Raw genomic sequence first — 21069 nt, 5'->3', positions numbered from 1 at the left:
AGGAAGCCGCAATGATCCGCCGATCCCTCACCCTGGCGCTGGCAATCGCACTGGCCCCGCTGACGACCCATGCCGCCGACCTGCTGCAGGTCTACGAAATGGCGCGCAACGGTGACCCGCAGCTGTCCGCCGCCGAGTCAAACCGGCTCTACACCAAGGAAGGCCAGGTGCAGGCGCGCGCGGCACTGCTGCCGCAGATCAACGGTGAGGCCTCGTTGAACCGCTCGCGCGTGGAATACGACGGCATCAGCGGCACCGCCACCAGCAAGGACCGCACCTACCGCGTGACCGGCGGCCAGACCCTGTTCAACTGGAGCCAGTTCTCCACGCTGCGTGCACAGCGCGACATCAGCAAGGCCGCCGATTTCACCCTGGACTCGGCCAATGACGAGCTGATCGTCCGCACGTCGACCACCTATTTCAACGTACTGGTGGCCATCGAATCGCTGACTGCCGCGCAGACCAATGAAGCCGCGGCCAAGAAGCAGTTCGACTACGCCGACAAACGCCTGGAAGTGGGCCTGGCGCCGATCACCGACGTACATGAAGCCCGCGCCCAGTACGATCAGGCACGCGCCAACACCATCCTTGCCCAGAACGCGCTGGAAGATGCCTACCAGGCGCTCACCGAACTGACCGGGCAGCCGGTGCGTGACGTGCGCGGCCTGCCGGAAGACTTCCGCCCGGAACTGCCGGTCAACCGTGCCAACGTTGACCAGTTGGTCACCGCTGCGATCACCGGCAACCCGGATCTGAAGGCCCAGGAACTGAAGGTCAGTGCAGCCGAGTCGAGCGTATCGGCAGCGCGCGGCGGCCATTACCCGACCCTGTCGCTGGGCGGCAGCTGGGGCAAGAACGCCCGCTGGGGTGACAGCGTTGGCGGCACCGCCAGTACGCCGGACAGCACCACCAACGCGATCGGCCTGACCCTGAACGTTCCGATCTTCGCCGGCGGTGCCACCCAGTCGCAGGTTCGCCAGGCACTGGCCCAGCGCGATATCGCGCAGGACACCTTCGAACAGCAGAAGCGCGCCCTGGATCGCAACACCCGCAATGCCTACCAGAACCTGGTAGCGGGCATCAGCGAAGTGGAAGCCCGTCGCCTGGCAGTGGTGTCGGCGCAGAGCGCCTACGATGCCTCGCAGGTTGGCCTGGAAGTTGGTACCCGTACCGTGCTGGACGTGGTGCAGAACCAGCGCACGTTGTTCCAGGCGCAGCTGGATTATGCCCAGTCGCGCTACAACTTCCTGCTGGCCCGCCTGCAGCTGAGCCAGGCCGTGGGTGACCTGGAGATTGCCGAAGTACAGGACATCAATCGCCTGCTGACCCAGGACGCCAGTGCCAAGCTGCAGTCGTCCAGCGCGCAGTAAGCAGTTGCATCGGTGGAACAAGAAAAGAGCGGGCTTCGGCCCGCTCTTTTTTTATCGATCAGGCGCTGGAACGTGCCAAACCGGCCGTACCGGGCCATGCCCGACAGAGCGGCCTCAATTCGGCGGCGGCAATTGCGGCGCAATCAGCTCCAGCGTGCGCTGCAGCGCGCCACGGCCGTTTTCCACCAACGCGCGCCCGGCCTGCACCATGCGCTCGCGCTCATCCGCATCGTCAAGCAACGCGGACACCGCCGCGCCGACAGCCGCCGCATCGGCACAGATGCGCAGCGCGCCGGCCTCCTCCATCCGCCGCGAAATCTCCGCGAAATTATGCAGGTGCGGGCCTGTCACCGTCGCCGTCCCCATCGCCGCAGGCTCCAGCAGATTGTGACCACCAATGGCCTGCAGGCTGCCGCCGACAAAGGCAACCTGCGCGCAGGCAAAGAACGCCATCAGTTCGCCAAGCGTATCCACGATGAATGCCTGATTGCCTGCATCAGGCCACTGCTTCGCGCGGCGCGTGCCAACCCGCCAACCCTGCTCACGTGCCAACGTCTCCACCCGGGCAAAACGCTCAGGATGGCGTGGCGCCCACAGCAACAGGGCATCCGGATGCTGTTTCAGCAGTTGCGCGTGAATCTCCACCACGGCCTGCTCTTCGCCCTCGTGCGTGCTGGCCGCGATCCATACCGGCCGGGTGGCCGGCACATGCTGGCGGAATGCCTCCAGCACCGCCGCCGGATCCGGTGGACGGATATCGAACTTCAGGTTGCCCAGTGCCTTCACCTGCTCCGGACGGGCCCCCAGTTCGACAAAGCGCTGCGCGTCGTCCTGCGACTGCGCCGCCACGAAGGTCACCGTGCGCAGTGCGCGGCCGACAAGCGCTTTGAGCAGGCGATAGCCTTTCAGCGAACGTGCCGACAAGCGGGCATTGAGGATGTAGACCGGAATACCGCGGTCACGGCAACCAAACAACATGTTCGGCCACAGCTCGGTCTCCAGGATCAACGCAAGACTGGGCCGGAAATGCGCCAGGAAACGGTTGACGCTGCCGGGCACGTCGTATGGCAGGTAGACGTGATCCACGGCGTCGCCCCACAAGGCACGCACGCGCTGCGAGCCGGTGGGCGTGATGGTGGTGATGATCCAGCGGATATCCGGGCGCAGTTCACGCAGGGCATTCACCACCGGCGCGGCAGCGTTCACCTCGCCCACCGACACCGCATGCAGCCACACCCGTGGCTGGCCACCGCTCTCCGGATAGGAGGCGTAGCGCTCGTCCCAGCGCTTGAAGTATTCGCGCACACGGAAACCACGCCACACCAGGTGGTAGACGGTAATCGGCAACAACAGGTACAGCAGGGCCGAATAGAGGCCACGCAGCAGTAGTTCAACGGGATCCTTGCGCATCGCCGAAGGATACGGGAGAACCGCAGGAGTGAGTGAAGAACCGCACGCCACGAGCAGGGTTGCAGTCCTGAAGAATGCGTACAAGCCCCGATCCAGGCAATGGCCAAGGCAACAGCGATGGCGACCGCCACCGAAAAAGTCTGCCACTGCAGAACCTGCCTCCTCCCTTTGTGCGCAGCGCAGGGGAGGATTGAGGAGGGGTGCTTCGCCCTCAGCCTTCACTCCAGCTCTCGCATCGCCCCTGCTCCTATGCATTACCGCCTTCGGCCCCGTGGCTTAGAATCGACGCATGTCCGATTCGCCCTCCACTGCCACCCGCCCTTCACTCCTGCAGCCCCGGCACTGGCTGACCTTTGCGCTGCTGGGCATCGCCATGCTCGGTGCACGCCTGCCATGGACGCTGCAACGGGCACTTGGCCGCGGCATCGGCTGGCTGGCGCTGCATCTGGCCAGGAGCCGGCGCCATGCAACCGAAGTCAATCTGCGGCTGTGCTTTCCCGAACAGGATGAAGCCTGGCGCCAGCGCCTGCTGCGCGACAGTTTCGACGCGCTTGGCGTTGGCATCTTCGAGTTTGCCCGCGCCTGGTGGGGCAGCATCGACACCATTCGCCCGCAGGTACAGATCGAAGGGCTGGAGCAGCTCAAGGCCCTGCAGGCCGAAGGCCGCGGCGTGCTGTTGATCTCCGGCCATTTCATGACGCTGGAGATGTGCGGCCGCCTGCTCTGCGACCATGTGCCGCTCGCCGGCATGTACCGCAAATACCGCAACCCGGTGATGGAGTGGGCGGTGAAGAGCGGCCGCCTGCGCTATGCCAGCGCGATGTATGCCAACGAAGACATCCGCGCGACGGTGCGTCACCTGAAGAAGGGCGGCTTTCTCTGGTACGCGCCGGACCAGGACATGCGCGGCAAGGATTCGGTATTCGTCCCGTTCTTTGGCATGCCGGCCTCGACCATCACGGCCACCCACCAGTTCGCACGCATGACCGGCTGCGCGGTGGTGCCGTTCTTCCACCGCCGCGTGGGCAGCCGCTACGTACTCAAGATCGCACCGCCGCTCCCGGACTTCCCGTCCGACGATGTCGTGACCGATACCGCGCGAGTGAACACCGCCATTGAGGCAATGGTGCGCGAGGCTCCCGAGCAGTATCTGTGGATCCACCGCCGCTTCAAGCGCCAGCCCGAAGGCCTCAGCAACTTCTATTCAAAGCAGAAGTAAGCGGCTTGCTCAGAGTAGGCGACGGGCAGCAGCATCCGTCGTGCACTCCTCCCCAGCGACATACGCAAGGGAGGAGACCGATTCCACTGCAATCGAGCAACTGTTTCCGCGGGAGACTTATCCGCGCGTCATGCAGAGCTTGCTGACTTCGGCTCTTCGGCCAGCAGCGCGCCGGCATACAGCGCCGCCAGCAACACCGTCACCCCGCCCCAGAACGTGGAATAGAACGCCAGATGGGTATTCAGCGGGAACACTGTCGCAGCCAGCGCCAGCGCCGCCGGGCGCGCCCGGTCGCGCGCTTCCTTGCTCGCATAGCGCCAGGCGCGCACCGCCATGGCCGCACCGGCCAGCCATAGCAACAGGCCCAGCACGCCGGTTTCGGCAAGAATTTCCAGCACGATCTGGTGTGCATGCAGGGCCGGACTGGAGCCCCACACCGCAGTACGTTCCGGCGTTGGATCGCACTCGGGATAAGCCTTGCGGAAGTCGCGCACCCCCACGCCATTGATCGGGTGCTCACGCACCATGCACACGGCTGCGCCCCATATCTGGCTGCGCCCGGACAAGGCCTCGTTGACGCCGCTCGCCTCGCCACTGAGCGCCATTGCGGTACGCGAAAAACGCTCGCGCACCTGCGACGAGCCAAACCCCAGCGCTCCCAGGCCAACCACGCCGGCCAGCAGCACCAGCGCCATCCACTTGGCCCCCAGCAATCGCCAGCCGGAGAACAGCACGATCAGTGCATAGGTAATCCACGACGCGCGCGAGCCGGCCAACACCAGCACCACGCCGATGAGCATCGTGACGAGCAACCAGCTCCAGCGCCCCCAACGGGTACCGACGAAGAACAACAGGAACGGCGACATCGTCGCCAGCACCTGACCGAACTTGAGGTTGCATGGCCCCAGCACACCGGAGAGCCGATCGGCCGCGGCCACCTCTTCCGCACTGCACAGACCATGGCCATTGATCAGCCATTTGAGCTGGTCCATCGACCAGAACAGCGGGCTGGTGCCGGAAAGCGCCTGCGCCAGGGCATCCAGCGTCCACACGCCGGTGACCACAGCCAACCCCGTGAACGTTGCGCGCCGCCGCGATGCCGTCGCCACGGCAATGGCCACCAGCCACATGAAAGGCAGGTAGCGCAGGGCAGCGGCCACTTTTGTCCAGGTTCTGGCCGGGTCCTCCGCGTCCACGGCCGACAGTGCCTGCGGCACCCAGTAGGCCATGAACAACACGCCGGTCAACGCCCACGCGGGGATGCTCAACAACGGCCGGATACCGCCGTTGAGGTGCAACTGCAGCAGACGCACCACCGTGAACAGCGCGCCCAGCACCAGCACCGCTTCGGCAATACCCGGTGCCGGCCACAGTGCGACGAAAGCAATCACCCAGACCGGCGCCCAACGCCCCGGGAGACGTTGCGCGGGTGCGGGCACCGCCATGTCAATCGATGAGTTCGCCATAGACATCCAGTGTCGCGCGTTGCATTGCCTGCAGGGTGAAGGGAATACGCGCCGGCAACGCGGGGGGATGGCGCAACAAGGCCACGGCGGCCTTGGTCAACGCAGCCTCGTCACCCAGCGCAACCGCACCGGCCGGCTGCAACTGGGCCAGCAGTTCGCCGACACCCCCATGGTTCCAGCCCAGCACAGGCCGCCCCACCGAGAGCGCCTCGACCACGGTGCGCCCAAAGGCCTCTGGCTTGTCGGAGAGCTGCAGCACCAGGTCACTGGCGGCATACGCCTGGGCGATACGACTGGTTGGTTCGGTCAGCGCCACCCGCTCGGCAACGCCCAGGTGCTGCGCCAGCTGTTCAAGCTCACGCACATAGGCCTCACGGCCGGGCTCACGCACGCCGGGCATCCACAATGCCGTGTTGCGCTCGCCCTGTTGATGCAGGTTGGCTAAAAGCTGGATGGCGTATGCATGGCCCTTCAAGCGGGTGCCGCGCCCGGGCAGCAACAGCACTTGCCCGTCGCCGGCAAGTTGCCGATGGCTGCGTGCAACGTCCAGACGCGGGCGCCGGTCCGTGCGTGCCACGCGCGGAAACTGCCTGACATCGACACCCCGCGGAATCACCCGCAGCTTGTCCGGGTCGGTGGACGGGTAATTGGCAAGCAGGTATTCACGCACGGTCTGCGACACGCAGATCACCCGCTCACCGCTGGCCATGATGCCGCTGTAGCGGCCAGGTGAGTTCAAACCGTGCATGGTCGTCACCCAGCGCGGACGCTTGCCCGCTGGCATGCCCTTGAGCGCGTACCAGCCCAGCCAGGCCGGCAGGCGGGACCGCGCATGCACGATGTCCGCGTCCACTTCGGTGAACAGCCGGCGCAACGACGCCACATGCCGCAGCGTCAGCAGCGACTTGCGGCCAATATCAAGGCTGAGGTGCTCGGCGCCACTGTCCAGCAGCGGCTGCACCAGCCGCCCGCCCGCTGACACCACGATGGCACGATGGCCTGCGGCCACCAGTGCACTGGCGATCTCCAGGGTCGAGCGTTCAACGCCGCCGGAGTGCAGCGCCGGCAGCAACTGCACCACCGTCAGACGGCGCATCGGGGGACGTCAGTCGACCAGAACGAAGACGGAGCCGCAGTACGGGCATGCCGCTTCGCCGGTGGGCTCATTCTCGATCGGCAGGTACACGCGCGGGTGCGAGTTCCACAGTGCCATTTCCGGCGTCGGGCAGCTCAGCGGCAGGTCGGCGCGGTGGACGTTGTAACGCTTCTCGGCATTGGCCGGTGCAGTGGCGGTATGGCTCATGGCGTCAATCACGGGAAATCGAGGACGCGCAATTCTAACAGCGGCGGGCCGGGGCGGGCTGCCCCGAGGTGGCCCGGAAGCCGGATCACGGGCCTGAACCGGCGCAGTGTCCCGGGCCGGCGTCACGCCAGCAGCGGCTCCTGCGCGGCATCAGTCGCCACTACCGCCGCGGCAGGCTCAGCCTGAGGCAGATCCTTCACGATCCGCCCCTGTTCCATCACCAGCACCCGGTCCGCGCTGGCGATGGTCTCGGGCCGATGGGCGATGATCACCCGGGTCAGGCGCAGCTTGCGCACGGCATCGTTGACCAGGCGTTCGCTCTTGACATCCAGATGGCTGGTCGCCTCGTCCAGGAACAACAGCTTGGGCTGCCGGTACAGCGCACGCGCCAGGATGATCCGCTGCTTCTGGCCACCGGACAGCGCGCTGCCCATGTCGCCAATCAAACCGTGGTAGCCCATCGGCATGGCCATGATGTCCTCATGCACCGCCGACAGGCGCGCGGCTATCTCAACCCGCTCCAGGTCGAACTCCGGGTCGAAGAAAGCGATGTTGTCGGCGATGCTGCCTGCAAACAGCTGGTCGTCCTGCATCACCGCACCGACAATCGCGCGCACGTTGCGTGCACCCAATCGATGCAGCTCCTGCCCGCCGATGCGGATGCTGCCGCTGCTCGGCCGCAGCAGGCCAAGCAGCAGTTTGATCAGTGTCGTCTTGCCGCAACCCGATGCGCCAACCACCGCCACCGACTCGCCCGGCGCAATGCTGAAGCTGCAATCCTGCAGCACCCAAGGCTCGTTGTCGGCATAACGGAAGCTCAGGCGCTCAACCTCGATACGCGCGTTTGCCGGCGGCTTGCCTTCAGCGGCGCCGGCGTCTTCCTCCGGCGCCGTCAGCACGATGTCGGCCAGGCGCTCGCCATGCAGGCGCAACATGCGGAATTCCAGCCACTTGTCGATCAAGCCACCCATACGCGCAGCGAACTGGTCCTTGTAGGCCAGGTACGCGATCAGCATGCCCACCGAAAAAACGCTGTCCAATGCCAACAATGCGCCCGCCCAGATCACCGCGATGCGTTCAATGCCAAACACCAGCTGGCTGGCGCCATTGAATCCCAGCCCAAGGTGCGCCAAGCGGACGTCGCGGTTGACCGTGTCCACCATCAGGTTGTCGTAGGTGCTGCGACGGCGTGGTTCTTCGCCTGCCACTTTCAGGCTCTGCATGCCGCGCAGTGATTCCAGCAGATGCGTCTGCTGCCTCGCCGACGTCACCAGCTGCTGCTCAGTCCCCTCACGCAGCGGCCGCCACGCCACGCTGCGGATGATCGCGTACAGCCCGACTGCGAGCAGGGTCAGCAAGGCCAGCTTCCAGCTATAGAACAGCATCAATGCCAACGTCAGCACCGCCATCAGCCCATCGATCAGCACCTCGACGAAGCTGGTGGTCAAAGTTTGCTGTATGGCCTGCACCGACGAAAGCCGCGAGGTGATGTCACCGAGATTGCGCTTCTCAAAGAAGTCCAACGGCAACCTGAGCAGGTGCGCAAACACATTGCCCGTCCACTGCAGCCCGAGCCGCGAAGAGAGATCAACCACCGCCGCACCGCGCAGCATGCCGATGCCAACCTGCAGCAGCAGTGCCAGGCCGAACCCCAGGCCGAGGATGGTCAACAGATCACGGTCGGCAGACACCAGCACCTGGTCCACCACCCACTGCATCAGGAACGGCGCGAGCACCACAAACACCTGAAACGCCAGCGACAACGCGACAATCTGCCCCAGCGCCTGCCACACGCCGCGAACCGGCCCGGTCAGCTGCCGCACACTCACCGACGGGCTGGCCTTGCGCGGGCTGAAATCCGCCGCCGGCGACAGTTCCAGCGCCACGCCGGTGAAATGATCAGAGACTTCAGACAGCGACAGGTTCCGCTCACCGATGGCCGGATCCAGCAGCACGGCCCTGGACTTGCCCACCTTCTTCAATACGACGAAGTGGTTCAAATCCCAATGCAGGATGCACGGCAGCGCCAATCCTGGCAGTTCTTCCATGTCCAGCCGCAACGGCCGCGCCGAGAAGCCGAGCTGCTGTGCAACAGACATCAGCTGGCTGAGTTTTGCCCCCTTCAACGACAGCGGAAAGCGCCGCCTGAGTTCCAGCAACCCAATATCCAGCCCGTGCGCATTGGCCACCATCGCCAGTGAAGCCAGGCCGCATTCGGCCGCCTCGGATTGAATGATCGTCTTCATGACAAGGGGCGGCCGTGAGCCGCCCCTGTTCCCCTTTACTTGAAATCACCTGCAACGAACACACTCAACTGCTCGGGCTTGAGGTGTTTGCGGATGGCCGCGTTGACCTGTTCCACCGCCAATGCACGATAGGCCGCGTCGCGTTCAATCTCGAACTGCATGTTGCGGCCGTAGTACAGCTGGTTGCCCAGCAGGCCGGACACCCCCGTATCAGTGGCGCGCGACTGCTCACGCGCCACCAGCCGCGCCGAAACCGTATCGCGCAGCTCCAGCTCGGTCACGCCCTCGGCCAGCAACCGCGTCAGTTCGTCGCGGATGGCCGCTTCGACCTTCCCTGCGTTTTCCGGCGCAGCAATCGCCTGGATGCTGAGACTGCCACTGTCATCCCGGCCTGCGCGGCTGTCATCGGCCTGCAGGCCTGCGCTTACGCTGTAACTCAGGCCCTCCTTCTGGCGAATCCGGTTGGCCAGGCGTGCCTTGAGCGGATCGCCGCCGAGAATCCCCACCCCGATGCTGAGTGCCGGGAAGTCGGCGTCAGCGATGTTGAGTGACAGGTTCTGCCGTGCCAGTACCACGGCATTGGGCTTGTCAGGCGTAGTGAAGCTTTCACGGTGTGCAGCCCGCTGCTGGTAACGGGTCGCAATGGGCGCGTAGGCGGCCGGTGAAATCCAGTCTGCAAACAGCGACTGCAACTGCGCCTTGAGCACATCGGGATCAAAGTCGCCAACGACCACGATTTCACCATTGGCGGTGCCATAGAAGCGCTGATGGAAGGCATGCAGGTCTTCAACCCGCAGCGCGCGCATCTTTGCCAGCGACGCATCAAAGGAATCCACATGCAGCGGATGCCCCTCCGGCCACGGATCGAAGTATTGCGCCATCGCCATCAGCGCCAATGCATCGGGTTCGCTGCGCTGGTAATCGATGCCGGTAACAGCCTGCATGCGCAGCTGCTCGAACTGTTCACGTGGAAACTTCGGCCTGCGCAACACCTCCGCGGCCAGCGCCAGGGCATCGGCCAGCGTGTCACGCTTGCCATCCAGCAGGATGACCGCACTCTGCGCCCCACCACTCACCTGTGCCTGCGTGCCCAACGCATCAAAGCGCGCTGCGATCTGGCTGCGGTCCATCGTTGCGCTGCCCATCATCAGCATGGGCCCGACCATCGCGCCGGCATCGCTGTGACCCGCAATGCTCTTCTCATCCCCAAAGCGGAATGTCGCCCGCAACACCACGGTCTGCCCCCGGTTCTTCTTCGGAAGCAGCGATACCTTCAAGCCCTGGCCGAGGACGAAGGTTTCGGTACGGCGGGCAATGTTCTCCGGCGTAGCCTCGAACACCTCGCCGCTGTCCACCGCAGCCCGCCCCACGTAGCCGTCCACCAGCCCCTCGACAGGCGGTGCCACGGGCACAATCGCGCGGTCCGGCTCGGCGGTGGGCACAAAGCGCCCGAGTGTGCGATTGCTCGGTTTCAGATACGCCGCAGCAACGCGATTGACGTCGGCCGCACTCACCTTGGCAATGGCATCACGCTGCACGAACAGCAAGCGCCAGTCACCGACGGCCTGGTACTCGGCCAGCGCCATGGCCATCGCATCGACATCACTGCTCAGTTTTCTCAGGCCGTTGTCGATGCGCTGCTTGGCCGCCGTCACTTCCTGCGGCGTGATCGGGTCCCGGGCAATGGCTTCGGCCTGCCTGAGCAGTTCCGTCTCGGCCTTGCCCGCGTCGCCATCCTTGGGAATGACACCGAGCACGGTAAACAGGCCCGGATCACGCAGCTGCTCTCCCTGCGCTGCGGTAAATGCAGCAATCTTTGGCGCCATCAATGCCTTGTACAAACGCCCATTGGGGTTGTCACCCAGCACATTGGCCAGCACCACCAGCGGCGCGCTGTCGCCTTGCGTCAGTGCCGGTATGTGATAGCTGGCGGCAACCAGCGACAGATCGCTCGTCCGCCTCACCGTGACCGCACGCTCACCATCCTGCGTCGGCTCGACGGTATGCAGCCTCGGCAATGCCTGCCGTGGCTGTTTCAGCGGGCCGAAATGCGTGGCGATGCGTTGCAGGACCAAGCTGCTGTCGATGCGGCCAGCCACGATCAGCGTGGCGTTGTCCGGCCGGTACCAGGTGCGATAGAACGCCTGCAGGTTGCCGATCGGCACATTCTCCACATCCGAGCGCGCCCCCACCGGCAGGTTGCCGTAGTTGTGCCAGTCAAAGGCCACCGAGCGCATGCGCTTCATCAGCACCCCGGTCGGGTTGTTGTCTCCGGCCTCCATCTCATTGCGGACGACCGTCATCTCGCTGTCCAGGTCCGCCTTGGCAATCCTCGAATTGACCATGCGGTCCGCTTCCAGCGCCAACAGCCAGTCCAGGGTTTCATCGTTGGCAGGAAAGGAGCCGAAGTAGTTGGTGCGATCCAGCGAGGTCGTCGCGTTCTTGCTCACACCGCGCTTCTGCAGCTCACCCGGGATATCCGGATGCTTCGGCGTACCTTTGAAAAGAAGGTGTTCCAGCAGATGCGCCATGCCGGTCTCACCGTAGTTCTCGTGCATCGAGCCCACGCCGTAGACGATATTGACCGTCACGGTCGGCTTGCTCGCATCAGGGAACAGCAGCACCCGCATGCCGTTTTGCAGCCGGTACTCGCAGATTCCCTCCACGCATGGGCCAGCCTCGACCGCCCCCGGCAGATGCACCTCCCCGTTTGCGTACACCAGCAGCGCCAGGACGACTGAAAGTGCAACCGCCAATACACGCGCCGACAGTCTGAGCATCCTTGTTCCTTTCTGTGTTGTATCCATTGAAGAATCCGCGGGCACGCATGGTGGCCTGCGATGGGAGCCTGATCAGCGTTCGCTTCGCTTCCAGGCAAAGCCGTCAACCACGGCGGCCGATTGCTACCGGCAGGTGCATCACGCCGAAGAAGCGCAGGACATGTGTTCCATCCTGCGGCACGATTGAAGCACAGCTTCCTGCGAAATCGCCGTTCCATATGCGCAAGGGATGCGGTCACGGCGCACATCATCGGCTCTGGCATCACGCGACGCATCGCATCAATCGCTGCTGGCCAGCTTTCCCTTGAGTGAATACAGCGGCTCGAACAACCATTCGAACAGCTTCCGCTCTTCTCCCATCACATCGGCCGCAAGCCGCATGCCTGGCTTGAGGGGTTCCGGCCGGCCATAGGCAACAACGCTCTGCTGCTCCAGTGCCACCGTGAGCCGGTACAGCGCCTCGTCCTGCCGGCCGCGCCCTGCCAGTTCCACAGGACTCAACGCACTGCGGCTGATGCTCGAAACACGCCCCTCCTGATGGCCGAACTTCTGGTACGGAAATGCTTCGTAGCGAAGCCGCACCCTGTCGCCCGGCGCGATGAAACCAATGGCGCTGCTGGGGATGAGCAGCTCGGCTTCCAACCGACCATCGCCAGGCAACAGGCTCAGCAACACCTGCCCCTGCTGCACCGCCTGCCCGGGTTTGATCGCCTGCGCGCTCACCACGCCGGACACGGGCGCCTGCACCAGCAACGCACCATCGGCCCGGGTCTGCTCCCGCTCCTGCTCCAGTTGGGCAAGCTGCTGTTGGTGGCCGGCATCAACGCCCTGGCGCTGCCCAGGCAGTTCGCCTTCTGCCTGCTGAAGCTGGGCCAGGAGCCTGCGCGTTGTCGATGCCTGACGTTGCAGCGCCTGCATCTGCCCGGTGTAATCGAGCACTGCCGCCTCCTGCTGCTGGATCTGCAACACGCTCACGTACTGCCCCTGTTCCAGCTGCCGAAGCCGACGCAGCGTTTCATTGGCCAGCTCAATCTGCCGCCGCCGGGTGGCGACTTCCGATTCGGTCTGCTGCAGTTCCCGGACGGCAGTCATCAACTGCGCGGCGATGCCTTTTGACTGCTCACGCAGTTGGTCCTGCGCCGCCTGATGCATGGCATGCAGCGCGCCCTGTCGCCGTTGCAGCCGCTCTTCAAGCGCGACGCTGGTGCTTCCCCCCTGCAGCGTCGCGCGCGGACGGCTTATCAAGGCCAAGGTGCCACCACTGGGCACTTGCTCGCCTTCCTGCGCCTCCAGCCAGGACACCACGCCTGTCGCCGGCGCCAGCACCGTTACCAAGCCCTGGACCGGGACCAACTGTCCGTTCACGGTGGTGCGCCGGGTGTAACTGCCCAGGCTGATGAACAACACGACAGCGCCTGCCGCGGCAATCGCTGCAAGCGCAAGCAACCTCCAATGCCGCGGCCGCTGCGCCAGCGAAATGGTCCCCAGCCAGCGACTGGAGCGGGCCCGTAGAACCTCTTCTCGAAACAACTGCTGTGGCACCCCTGCCCCCTGGAAATCGGTGTGTGCCGGGAATGTGGCCGATGCCCGGAGCGGGCTCAATGGCTCCACCGCTCCATTTCCACTGGCACGCGGCCAGCCGCTCAGGCGAGAACGGTTTTCATCTGATTACGTCAGTAATCCTGACCAAAAAGGTCAGTTTCAGTGACATAGCTCCCGTTTCCTCTTTTTCAATCTCCTTGAATCACATTAAATCACTCAAAATCACCATCCGTGATTGACCGCTCACAGCCCCACCTCAAGGAGGAGACTCAATGCCCAACCATCTTGCCAACCGCATCCGCAGGGCCCGCCGCAAGAAAGGAATGACCCAGGCTGAGTTGGCCGCCCAGCTCAAGGTGAGCCGTAGTGCCGTGGGTAACTGGGAAAGCCCCACCGGCATCATGCCGTGCACCACCCGCATGATCACCATCGCAATGGTCACCGACGTCTCGTTTGAATGGCTTGCTACTGGCCGCAATGGCCTTGAGGTCATCCCCGCCCCACCACAGAGCGGCGTGGAAATCGTCGATGACCCGCATGAGCGCCGGCTCCTGCTGGCCTACCGCACCTGCCGTGCGGCCACCCGCAAACTGGTGCTGCAGATCCTTGAAGGGCAGCGGCTGACCCAGGCCTGATCAGGCTGGGTGCGTAGGCAGCTGCATCGGTTCCGGCGAAAGCCTGGCCGCTTTCGGTGAACAGACCCGATTGCGGCCGACGCCGAGCAGCAACCTGGCCGATGAGCAATGAACGAGCACGCCGGCCCCGGTAGCAGGGATTCACCGGCGTCCCTGGCGGCAGTTGCAGCCATCCAGGAGTTATCCGCTTACACCCGCATCAGCGCGGCCGTTCCTTCCAGCAAACGAAAACAAAAGCCGGCAGATTGCCGGCTTTTGTTGTTTCAACTGCACCGAACGCAAATCAACCTGCGCGGTCGGCTTCCATCTGCTTGCGGATCTGCGCGTCCACGGCCGCGATGGCGGTCATGTTCAGCACGCGACGCGAGCTGGCGCTGCTGGTCAGGATATGCACCGGCTTGGAAATGCCCATCAGGATCGGGCCGATGGCCACGCCGTCGGTGAACACACGCACCAGGTTGTAGGCAATGTTGGCCGCTTCCAGGTTCGGCAGCACGAACAGGTTGGCACGGCCCTTGAGCGTGCTGTTAGGCAACAGCTTGTCGCGCAGTGCTTCGTCCCAGGCGGTGTCGCCCTGCATTTCGCCGTCCACGTTCAAGCGCGGGTTGCGCTTGAGCAACTGCTCACGCACCTGGCGCATCTTCAGTGCGTCCCGGGAATCGTGGCTGCCGAAGTTGGAATGCGACAGCAAGGCTATCTTCGGCTCGATGCCGAACAGCTTCATGCGGAAAGCAGCCTGCAGCGTGGATTCGACGATCTGATCGACGCTCGGGTCTTCCTGCACATGCGTATCGACAAAGAAGAACACGCCCTGCGAATTGATCACGCCGGTCATGGCCGAGGTCGAGCTGACCCGCTGTTCCAGCGGAATCACGCTGCGCACATAGCCCAGCTTCTTGTGGAAGCGGCCAACCAGGCCGGACAGCATCGCATCGGCCTCACCGCGGGCAACCATCACCGCGGCGATCAAGGTCGGGCGCGAGCGCATCAGGTTCTTGGCAGCGGACACGGTGACGCCCTTGCGGCCCGTCATCTCGTGGTAGTACTGCCAATACTCGTTGAAGCGCGGATCGTCGTTGATGTTGGTGACTTCGTAATCAACGCCAGCCTTCATGCGCAGGCCCAGGCGGTCGATACGGGCCTGGATGACATCCGGGCGGCCGATCAGGATCGGGAAGGCCACGCCTTCGTCGATCACATTCTGCACGGCCTGCAACACCACTTCTTCTTCGCCCTCGGCGTAGGCCACGCGCTGCTTGTCCGAACGCGCGCGGTCGTAGACCGGCTTCATGAACAGGCTGGTGCGGTAGACGAACTGGGCCAGCTTGTCGCGGTAGGCGGCCATGTCGACGATCGGGCGCGTTGCCACGCCCGAATCCATCGCGGCCTGGGCCACGGCGGCCGACAGCTCGACCAGCAGGCGACGGTCGAACGGGCGCGGGATCAGATAATCACGGCCGAAGCTCGGGGTTTCGCCGCCATAGGCGGTGCCCAGGTCGGACGCTTCCTTGCGTGCCAGCGCGGCGATGGCACGCACGCAGGCGATTTTCATCTCCTCGTTGATGCCGGTGGCGCCCACGTCCAGCGCGCCACGGAACAGGTACGGGAAGCACAGCGCGTTGTTGACCTGGTTCGGGTAATCCGAACGGCCAGTGCCGAGAATCGCGTCCGGGCGCACCGACTTGGCGTCTTCCGGCAGGATTTCCGGGTACGGGTTGGCCAGCGCGAAGATCACCGGGTTCGGTGCCATGGTGGCGACCATCTCCGGCTTGAGGATGCCGCCGGCCGACAGGCCCAGGAAGATATCGGCACCTTCGACGATCTCGGCCAGGGTGCGCTTGTCGGTATCGCGCGCGTAACGCGCCTTTTCCGAGTCCAGATCGGTGCGGCCGGTGTGGATCACGCCGTCGCGGTCGTAGGCGAGGATGTTTTCCGGCTTCAGGCCCAACTGCACCAGCATGTTGACGCAGGAAATGCCCGCCGCACCCATGCCGGTGGTGGCCAGCTTCACCTCTTCGATCTTCTTGCCGGTGATGTGCATGGCATTGAGCACGGCGGCGCCGACGATGATTGCGGTGCCGTGCTGATCGTCATGGAACACCGGGATGTTCATGCGCTCGCGCAGCTTGCGCTCGACGATGAAGCATTCCGGTGCCTTGATGTCTTCCAGGTTGATGCCGCCGAAGGTCGGCTCCAGCGAGGCGATGATGTCGACCAGCTTGTCCGGATCGTTCTCATTGATTTCGATGTCGAACACATCGATACCGGCGAACTTCTGGAACAGCACGCCCTTGCCTTCCATCACCGGCTTGCTGGCCAGCGGGCCGATATTGCCCAGGCCCAGCACGGCGGTGCCGTTGGTGATCACCGCAACCAGGTTGCCGCGTGCGGTCAGCTCGCTGGCCTGGGCCGAGTCGGCCACGATGGCTTCACAGGCATGCGCCACACCCGGCGAGTAGGCCAGCGACAGATCGCGCTGGGTCAACATCGGCTTGGTCGCGGTGACCTTGATCTTTCCCGGGGGCGAAATCCGGTGGTAATCGAGGGCGGCCTGTTTGAAATCTTCGTTGGACATCGATTTTTAAGGGGCTGAATGGGCGAGAGGAACGGGGATGATAACGCCGATAAGCAGGCTGAACCTGTCGCTACGCTATCGCAGTGATGCTGCAACCGCACAATTCCACGGCGCATGTTGCAGGACTTGTGCAGTATTCCGCACGGAGATGACCGTCATGTGCCTTGTCGCTGGAAATCGGCGGGACTGCAGCTGTTTTCAATAGCGCCCCCGGCGGTAACCCTCCGCTCAGCTTTCCAGGGTCACCGGCGCTGCATCGAGCGCCTGCCCGTCACTGCCCGGTGCCTCGGTTTCATGGCCATCCAGCGCCTGGCGCAGACGGTCGTGATCCAGCGCACCTTCCCAGCGCGACACCACCACGGTGGCCACGGCATTGCCGATGAAGTTGGTCAGCGAGCGGCATTCGCTCATGAAGCGGTCCACGCCAAGAATCAGCGCCATGCCGGCCACTGGTACTTCCGGCACCACGGCCAGGGTGGCGGCCAGGGTGATGAAGCCGGCGCCGGTGACACCTGCCGCGCCCTTGGAGCTGAGCATCGCCACCAGCAGCAGCGCGATCTGATGGCCCAGGGTGAGTTCGGTATTGGTGGCCTGGGCGATGAACAGCGCCGCCAGCGTCATGTAAATGTTGGTGCCGTCCAGGTTGAAGGAATAGCCGGTGGGCACCACCAGCCCGACCACTGACTTGCTGCAGCCGGCCTTCTCCATCTTTTCCATCAACGAGGGCAATGCCGATTCGGAAGACGAGGTGCCCAGCACCAGCAGCAGCTCGGCTTTCAGATAGCGCGCCAGCTTGAGCACCGAGAAGCCGCACAGACGGGCCACCGTGCCCAGGATCACCACTACGAACAGCAGCGCGGTCAGGTAGAACGAACCGACCAGCCATGCAAGGTTGACCAGCGAACCCAGCCCGTACTTGCCGATGGTGAAGGCAATGGCGCCAAAGGCGCCGATCGGCGCGGCCTTCATCAACATGTGCACCAGCTTGAACACCGGCGTGGTCAACGACTCCAGGAAGTTGAGGACAGGCTTGCCCTTCTCGCCCACCGAGGCCAGCGCGATGCCGAACAGCACCGCCACGAACAGCACCTGCAGGATGTTGTCGCCCACGAACGGGCTCACCAGCGTTTTGGGGATGATGTCCATGGCGAAACCGACCAGGGTCAACTCGTGCGACTTCTGCACGTAGCCGTTGACCGCGGTCTGGTCCAGCCCGGCCGGGTCGATGTTCATGCCGGCGCCCGGCTGCACCACGTTCGCCACCACCAGGCCTACCACCAGTGCCAGGGTGGAGAAGAACATGAAATAGATCATCGCCTTGGTGAAGACGCGACCCACCGTGCGCAGGTGGGTCATGCCGGCGATGCCGGTGACGATGGTCAGGAAAATCACCGGCGCAATGATCATCTTCACCAGTTTGATGAAGGCATCTCCCAGCGGTTTGAGTGTCTCGGCGAAGGCCGGCTCGAAGTGCCCCAGCAACACACCCAGGGTAATGGCGAGCAACACCTGGAAGTACAGCTGCCGGTAGAACGGCACACGGACAGGGGATACCGCGATGGCATCGGTGGAAACATGCATGGAACACCTCGACGACGGTTCGCTTTGGCGGTGTTGTACGCGCCCGCTGCGGTGCCGCCGATAACGCATTGGTACTAGCTAATCCATTGGTATTAGGACGTTTCCCCGGATTTCCGGCGCTGTCCGCCGGCAAGCCCCATGGCCACTGGCGGTCCGCGCCTGCCGATGCACGCCGGCCCGCCGGGCCCGTTGCAGGCCGCAGTGGAGAATCCCCGGCATCTGCGTGACCATCGCCGCCATGCCTTTCCTGCACACCTCCCGCCGCCGCTCCAGCCTGATGTTGTTGGGCCTGGCGGTCATGGCCATCGCACTGCTGAGCCTTGCCGTGATGCGCCACCTGGAGCGGCGCAGCCTGCTGGCCGATGCCGAGCAGGCCCGGGAACAGCTGCGCCTGCACGGCGACGCATTGCAGGCATTGATCGAGCGCCATCGCGTGTTGCCTACGGTGCTGGCACTGGACCCTGAAATCCGTGCACTGCTGTCCCGGCGCGACATCCGCCCGGCCGACGCCGAGCAGATCAGCCGCAAGCTGGAACTCGTCAACGGTGCGGTAGCCACCTCCACGCTGACCCTGCTCGACCGCAACGGCCTGGCTCTGGCGGCCAGCAACTGGCAGATCGCCGACTCCAGCAACGTGGGCAATTCGTACAGCTTCCGCCCTTACTTCCAGCGTGCGATGCGCGAAGGCAGTGCCACGTTCTACGCCGAGGGCGTCACCACCGCCCTGCCCGGTTATTTCCTGTCGCAGGCGGTACGCGATGACCATGGCAACGCAATTGGCGTGGTGGTGGTGAAAGTGGTGCTGCGCCCCCAGGAAGCGCTGTGGGCCGAAGCGCCCGGCAATGTCTTTGCCAGCGACCGCAATGGGGTGATCTTCCTGTCCAGCCAGCCCAGCTGGCGCTACCGCGCACTGCATGCACTGGATGACGTCACCCGCCGTCGATTGAGCAATACCCGTCAATACGGCCAGGTGCCACGCCAGGAGTTGAAGTACCGCCTGGTGGAAAACCTGGGCGATGACGTGCGCCGCGTGCGCCTGCCCGACGTCGGGGATGTCATCTGGGTCTCGCTGCCGCTCTCGCCCCACGGCTGGACCCTGAATCTGCTACGCCCTACCCGCGACAGCATTGCCGCGGCCCGCGTCATGGCCGCGGCCATCGCCGCCGGCCTGCTGGTGCTGGCCCTGCTGGGGTTCGTGCTGTGGCAGCGCCGCCGACTGGCGCAACTGCGCGAGCGCAGCCGCGTCGAACTGGAACGGTTGGTCAAGCACCACACGCAGGAGTTGCGTACCGCGCGGGATGGGCTGGTTCACGCCGCACATACCGCCGACTACGGCGAAAGCCAGAGTCTGCAGCATCTGCCGCAGGGCGTCTGCGTGGTGGATGCGCAGCTGAACCTGGTGGCCTGGAACCGCCGCTACATTGAACTGTTCCGCTTCCCGCCCGGCTTCATCAAGGTGGGCCGCCCCATTGCCGATGTGTTCCGCTACAACGCCAGGCGCGGCCTGCTGGGGCCAGGGCCCATCGAGGAAGCCATCGAGCGCCGGCTCAACCACCTGCGCTCGGGCAAGCCGCACATGCACGAACGCGAACGCGGCGACGGCAGCGTGATCGAAATCCGCGGCAATCCGCTGCCCGACGGCGGCTTTGTCACCAGCTATGCCGACATCACCGCCTACAAGAATGCCGCGCGCGACCTGCGTTCACTGGCCGACACACTCAGCGACCGCATCGACGAACGCACCCGTGACCTGGCCGAGGCCAAGCGCGAAGCCGAGGACGCCAACCGTTCCAAAACCCGGTTTGTCGCCGCCGCCGTGCACGACCTGCTGCAGCCATTGAATGCCGCGCGCATGTTCCTGTCGGTGCTGCGCGGCCGCCTGCCCGTTGCCGATGCCGGCGCGCGTGAGCTTGCCTACAACATCGACAGCGCACTGGCTGCACAGGACGGCATCCTCAACAGCCTGCTGGACATTTCGCGGCTGGAATCCGGCGCCCTGGAGACCCATGTCCACGACTTCGCGCTCGATCCCCTGCTGGAAGCACTGGCACGCGAATTCGGCATTCTTGCCACCCCGCGTGGACTGACCCTGGAACGGGTGGCCACTTCGGTGGTGGTGCGCAGCGACGAGGCCCTGCTGCGGCGCATCCTGCAGAATTTCCTGTCCAATGCGGTGCGCTACACACGGCACGGGCGCATCGTGCTGGGCTGCAGGCACGACGGCAGTCATGTCCGCATCGAAGTACATGACACCGGCCCTGGCATTCCAAAGGCACGACAGAAGGAAATCTTCGAGGAATTCCGGCGCCTGGATGGTGTCAGCGGACAGGAGCGCGGCACCGGCCTTGGCCTGGCCATCGTCGAGCGCATCGCACGCCTGCTCGGCCATCGCATCGGCCTGCGTTCACGGCCGGAGCATGGCAGCGTGTTTTCGGTCCGCGTGCCGCGCGGCGCCATTGCCACGCCGCCCGCCGAGCGCCGTCCCGAGGCTGCAAACGAGGATACGCAAGCCGATTCATTGCTGGGCGGCTGCCAGGTGTGGTGCATCGACGATGACACGCGCGTCAGCCAGGCCACGCACTTGCTGCTGGAGCGCTGGGCGTGTCGTGTGGCGTTTTCGGGCGATGCCGAGCAGGCATTGGCGGCGGCCGTCGATGGCAATGCACCGGACCTGTTGTTGCTGGACATGCGCCTGGGTGCCAGCACCGGCCTGGAGCTGCTCCCGCAGCTGGCCAAGCGCTGGGGCCAGGAGCCGGCGGTGATCCTGTTCACCGCCGAACAGGATGAAGCGCTCCGCGTGCTTGCCCGCGAACGCGGCTGGGGCTTTTTGTCCAAGCAGGCACGCACATCGGCATTGCGCTCGTTGATGACGCATCTTTATCAGCGGTCGCGGTAACTGGCGTTGTTTCTGCTCTGGGTGAAAGCCGCCCTCACCCCAACCC

13 protein-coding genes are annotated in these 21069 nt (G+C 64.5%); 4 read left to right on the top strand and 9 right to left on the bottom strand.

Going from position 1 to position 21069, the window contains the following annotated elements:
• Positions 1–11: 11 nt before the first annotated feature.
• A complete protein-coding gene (locus ACVOLO_RS08740; protein ID WP_481569856.1) occupies positions 12–1370 on the top strand; it encodes a TolC family outer membrane protein in 1359 nt (452 codons plus the stop codon).
• 114 nt (positions 1371–1484) lie between these two features.
• Here the strand turns inward: ACVOLO_RS08740 and waaA are convergent, their stop codons facing one another.
• Positions 1485–2780: a lipid IV(A) 3-deoxy-D-manno-octulosonic acid transferase gene (waaA, locus tag ACVOLO_RS08735; RefSeq protein WP_481569855.1), complete on the bottom strand. Its 1296-nt coding sequence runs from the start codon at positions 2778–2780 to the stop codon at positions 1485–1487.
• A 289-nt stretch (positions 2781–3069) separates the two neighbouring features.
• On the opposite strand from waaA, the gene ACVOLO_RS08730 reads away from it, so the two are divergent.
• Positions 3070–3999, top strand: a complete 930-nt coding sequence (locus tag ACVOLO_RS08730; RefSeq protein ID WP_481569854.1) for an LpxL/LpxP family Kdo(2)-lipid IV(A) lauroyl/palmitoleoyl acyltransferase — start codon at positions 3070–3072, stop codon at positions 3997–3999.
• A gap of 128 nt (positions 4000–4127) precedes the next feature.
• Here ACVOLO_RS08730 and ACVOLO_RS08725 read toward each other — a convergent pair whose 3' ends face one another.
• The 6 genes from ACVOLO_RS08725 to ACVOLO_RS08700 all read right to left on the bottom strand — a co-directional run bounded on the left by ACVOLO_RS08725 (position 4128) and on the right by ACVOLO_RS08700 (position 13336).
• The gene (locus tag ACVOLO_RS08725; RefSeq protein WP_481569853.1) at positions 4128–5465 is read right to left on the bottom strand and encodes an O-antigen ligase family protein; all 1338 of its coding nucleotides are present in this window, start codon (positions 5463–5465) and stop codon (positions 4128–4130) included.
• Positions 5446–6561: a glycosyltransferase gene (locus ACVOLO_RS08720; RefSeq protein ID WP_481569852.1), complete on the bottom strand. Its 1116-nt coding sequence runs from the start codon at positions 6559–6561 to the stop codon at positions 5446–5448. Before ACVOLO_RS08720 ends, ACVOLO_RS08725 begins: the two co-directional genes overlap by 20 nt.
• Before the next feature lie 9 nt (positions 6562–6570).
• Complete coding sequence (locus ACVOLO_RS08715) at positions 6571–6768, bottom strand: zinc-finger domain-containing protein (protein WP_481569851.1); 198 nt, start codon at positions 6766–6768, stop codon at positions 6571–6573.
• Between the two features lie 122 nt (positions 6769–6890).
• Positions 6891–9014 (bottom strand): peptidase domain-containing ABC transporter, encoded by a 2124-nt coding sequence (locus ACVOLO_RS08710; RefSeq protein ID WP_481569850.1) that lies wholly within the window; start codon positions 9012–9014, stop codon positions 6891–6893.
• 35 nt (positions 9015–9049) lie between these two features.
• Positions 9050–11794: a M16 family metallopeptidase gene (locus ACVOLO_RS08705; RefSeq protein WP_481569849.1), complete on the bottom strand. Its 2745-nt coding sequence runs from the start codon at positions 11792–11794 to the stop codon at positions 9050–9052.
• Positions 11795–12073: 279 nt separating this feature from the next.
• On the bottom strand, positions 12074–13336 hold the full coding sequence (locus ACVOLO_RS08700; RefSeq protein WP_481569905.1) for an HlyD family secretion protein: 1263 nt from the start codon (positions 13334–13336) through the stop codon (positions 12074–12076).
• 272 nt (positions 13337–13608) lie between these two features.
• On the opposite strand from ACVOLO_RS08700, the gene ACVOLO_RS08695 reads away from it, so the two are divergent.
• Positions 13609–13971 carry a helix-turn-helix transcriptional regulator gene (locus ACVOLO_RS08695; protein WP_481569848.1) on the top strand — a complete coding sequence of 121 codons (363 nt, stop codon included), beginning with the start codon at positions 13609–13611 and terminating at the stop codon, positions 13969–13971.
• Between the two features lie 283 nt (positions 13972–14254).
• Here the strand turns inward: ACVOLO_RS08695 and ACVOLO_RS08690 are convergent, their stop codons facing one another.
• Both ACVOLO_RS08690 and ACVOLO_RS08685 read right to left on the bottom strand, forming a co-directional pair.
• On the bottom strand, positions 14255–16546 hold the full coding sequence (locus ACVOLO_RS08690; RefSeq protein ID WP_481569847.1) for an NADP-dependent malic enzyme: 2292 nt from the start codon (positions 16544–16546) through the stop codon (positions 14255–14257).
• A gap of 228 nt (positions 16547–16774) precedes the next feature.
• Positions 16775–18127: a dicarboxylate/amino acid:cation symporter gene (locus tag ACVOLO_RS08685; RefSeq protein ID WP_481569846.1), complete on the bottom strand. Its 1353-nt coding sequence runs from the start codon at positions 18125–18127 to the stop codon at positions 16775–16777.
• A gap of 247 nt (positions 18128–18374) precedes the next feature.
• Between ACVOLO_RS08685 and ACVOLO_RS08680 the strand changes: the two genes are divergently transcribed.
• Positions 18375–21023: a PAS-domain containing protein gene (locus ACVOLO_RS08680; RefSeq protein WP_481569904.1), complete on the top strand. Its 2649-nt coding sequence runs from the start codon at positions 18375–18377 to the stop codon at positions 21021–21023.
• Positions 21024–21069: the final 46 nt, after the last annotated feature.

This window comes from Stenotrophomonas sp. STEN056 (assembly GCF_056759635.1).
Note: the sequence above shows the minus strand (reverse complement) of the source record. Positions and strands in the feature narration are given on the sequence as shown.

Excerpts from the sequence above, each read along its gene's own strand:
- ACVOLO_RS08740 (WP_481569856.1), top strand. The coding sequence starts at position 12 with ATGATCCGCCGATCCCTCACCCTGGCGCTGGCAATCGCACTGGCCCCG.
- waaA (WP_481569855.1), bottom strand. The coding sequence starts at position 2,780 with ATGCGCAAGGATCCCGTTGAACTACTGCTGCGTGGCCTCTATTCGGCC.
- ACVOLO_RS08730 (WP_481569854.1), top strand. The coding sequence starts at position 3,070 with ATGTCCGATTCGCCCTCCACTGCCACCCGCCCTTCACTCCTGCAGCCC.
- ACVOLO_RS08725 (WP_481569853.1), bottom strand. The coding sequence starts at position 5,465 with ATGGCGAACTCATCGATTGACATGGCGGTGCCCGCACCCGCGCAACGT.
- ACVOLO_RS08720 (WP_481569852.1), bottom strand. The coding sequence starts at position 6,561 with ATGCGCCGTCTGACGGTGGTGCAGTTGCTGCCGGCGCTGCACTCCGGC.
- ACVOLO_RS08715 (WP_481569851.1), bottom strand. The coding sequence starts at position 6,768 with ATGAGCCATACCGCCACTGCACCGGCCAATGCCGAGAAGCGTTACAAC.
- ACVOLO_RS08710 (WP_481569850.1), bottom strand. The coding sequence starts at position 9,014 with ATGAAGACGATCATTCAATCCGAGGCGGCCGAATGCGGCCTGGCTTCA.
- ACVOLO_RS08705 (WP_481569849.1), bottom strand. The coding sequence starts at position 11,794 with ATGCTCAGACTGTCGGCGCGTGTATTGGCGGTTGCACTTTCAGTCGTC.
- ACVOLO_RS08695 (WP_481569848.1), top strand. The coding sequence starts at position 13,609 with ATGCCCAACCATCTTGCCAACCGCATCCGCAGGGCCCGCCGCAAGAAA.
- ACVOLO_RS08690 (WP_481569847.1), bottom strand. The coding sequence starts at position 16,546 with ATGTCCAACGAAGATTTCAAACAGGCCGCCCTCGATTACCACCGGATT.
- ACVOLO_RS08685 (WP_481569846.1), bottom strand. The coding sequence starts at position 18,127 with ATGCATGTTTCCACCGATGCCATCGCGGTATCCCCTGTCCGTGTGCCG.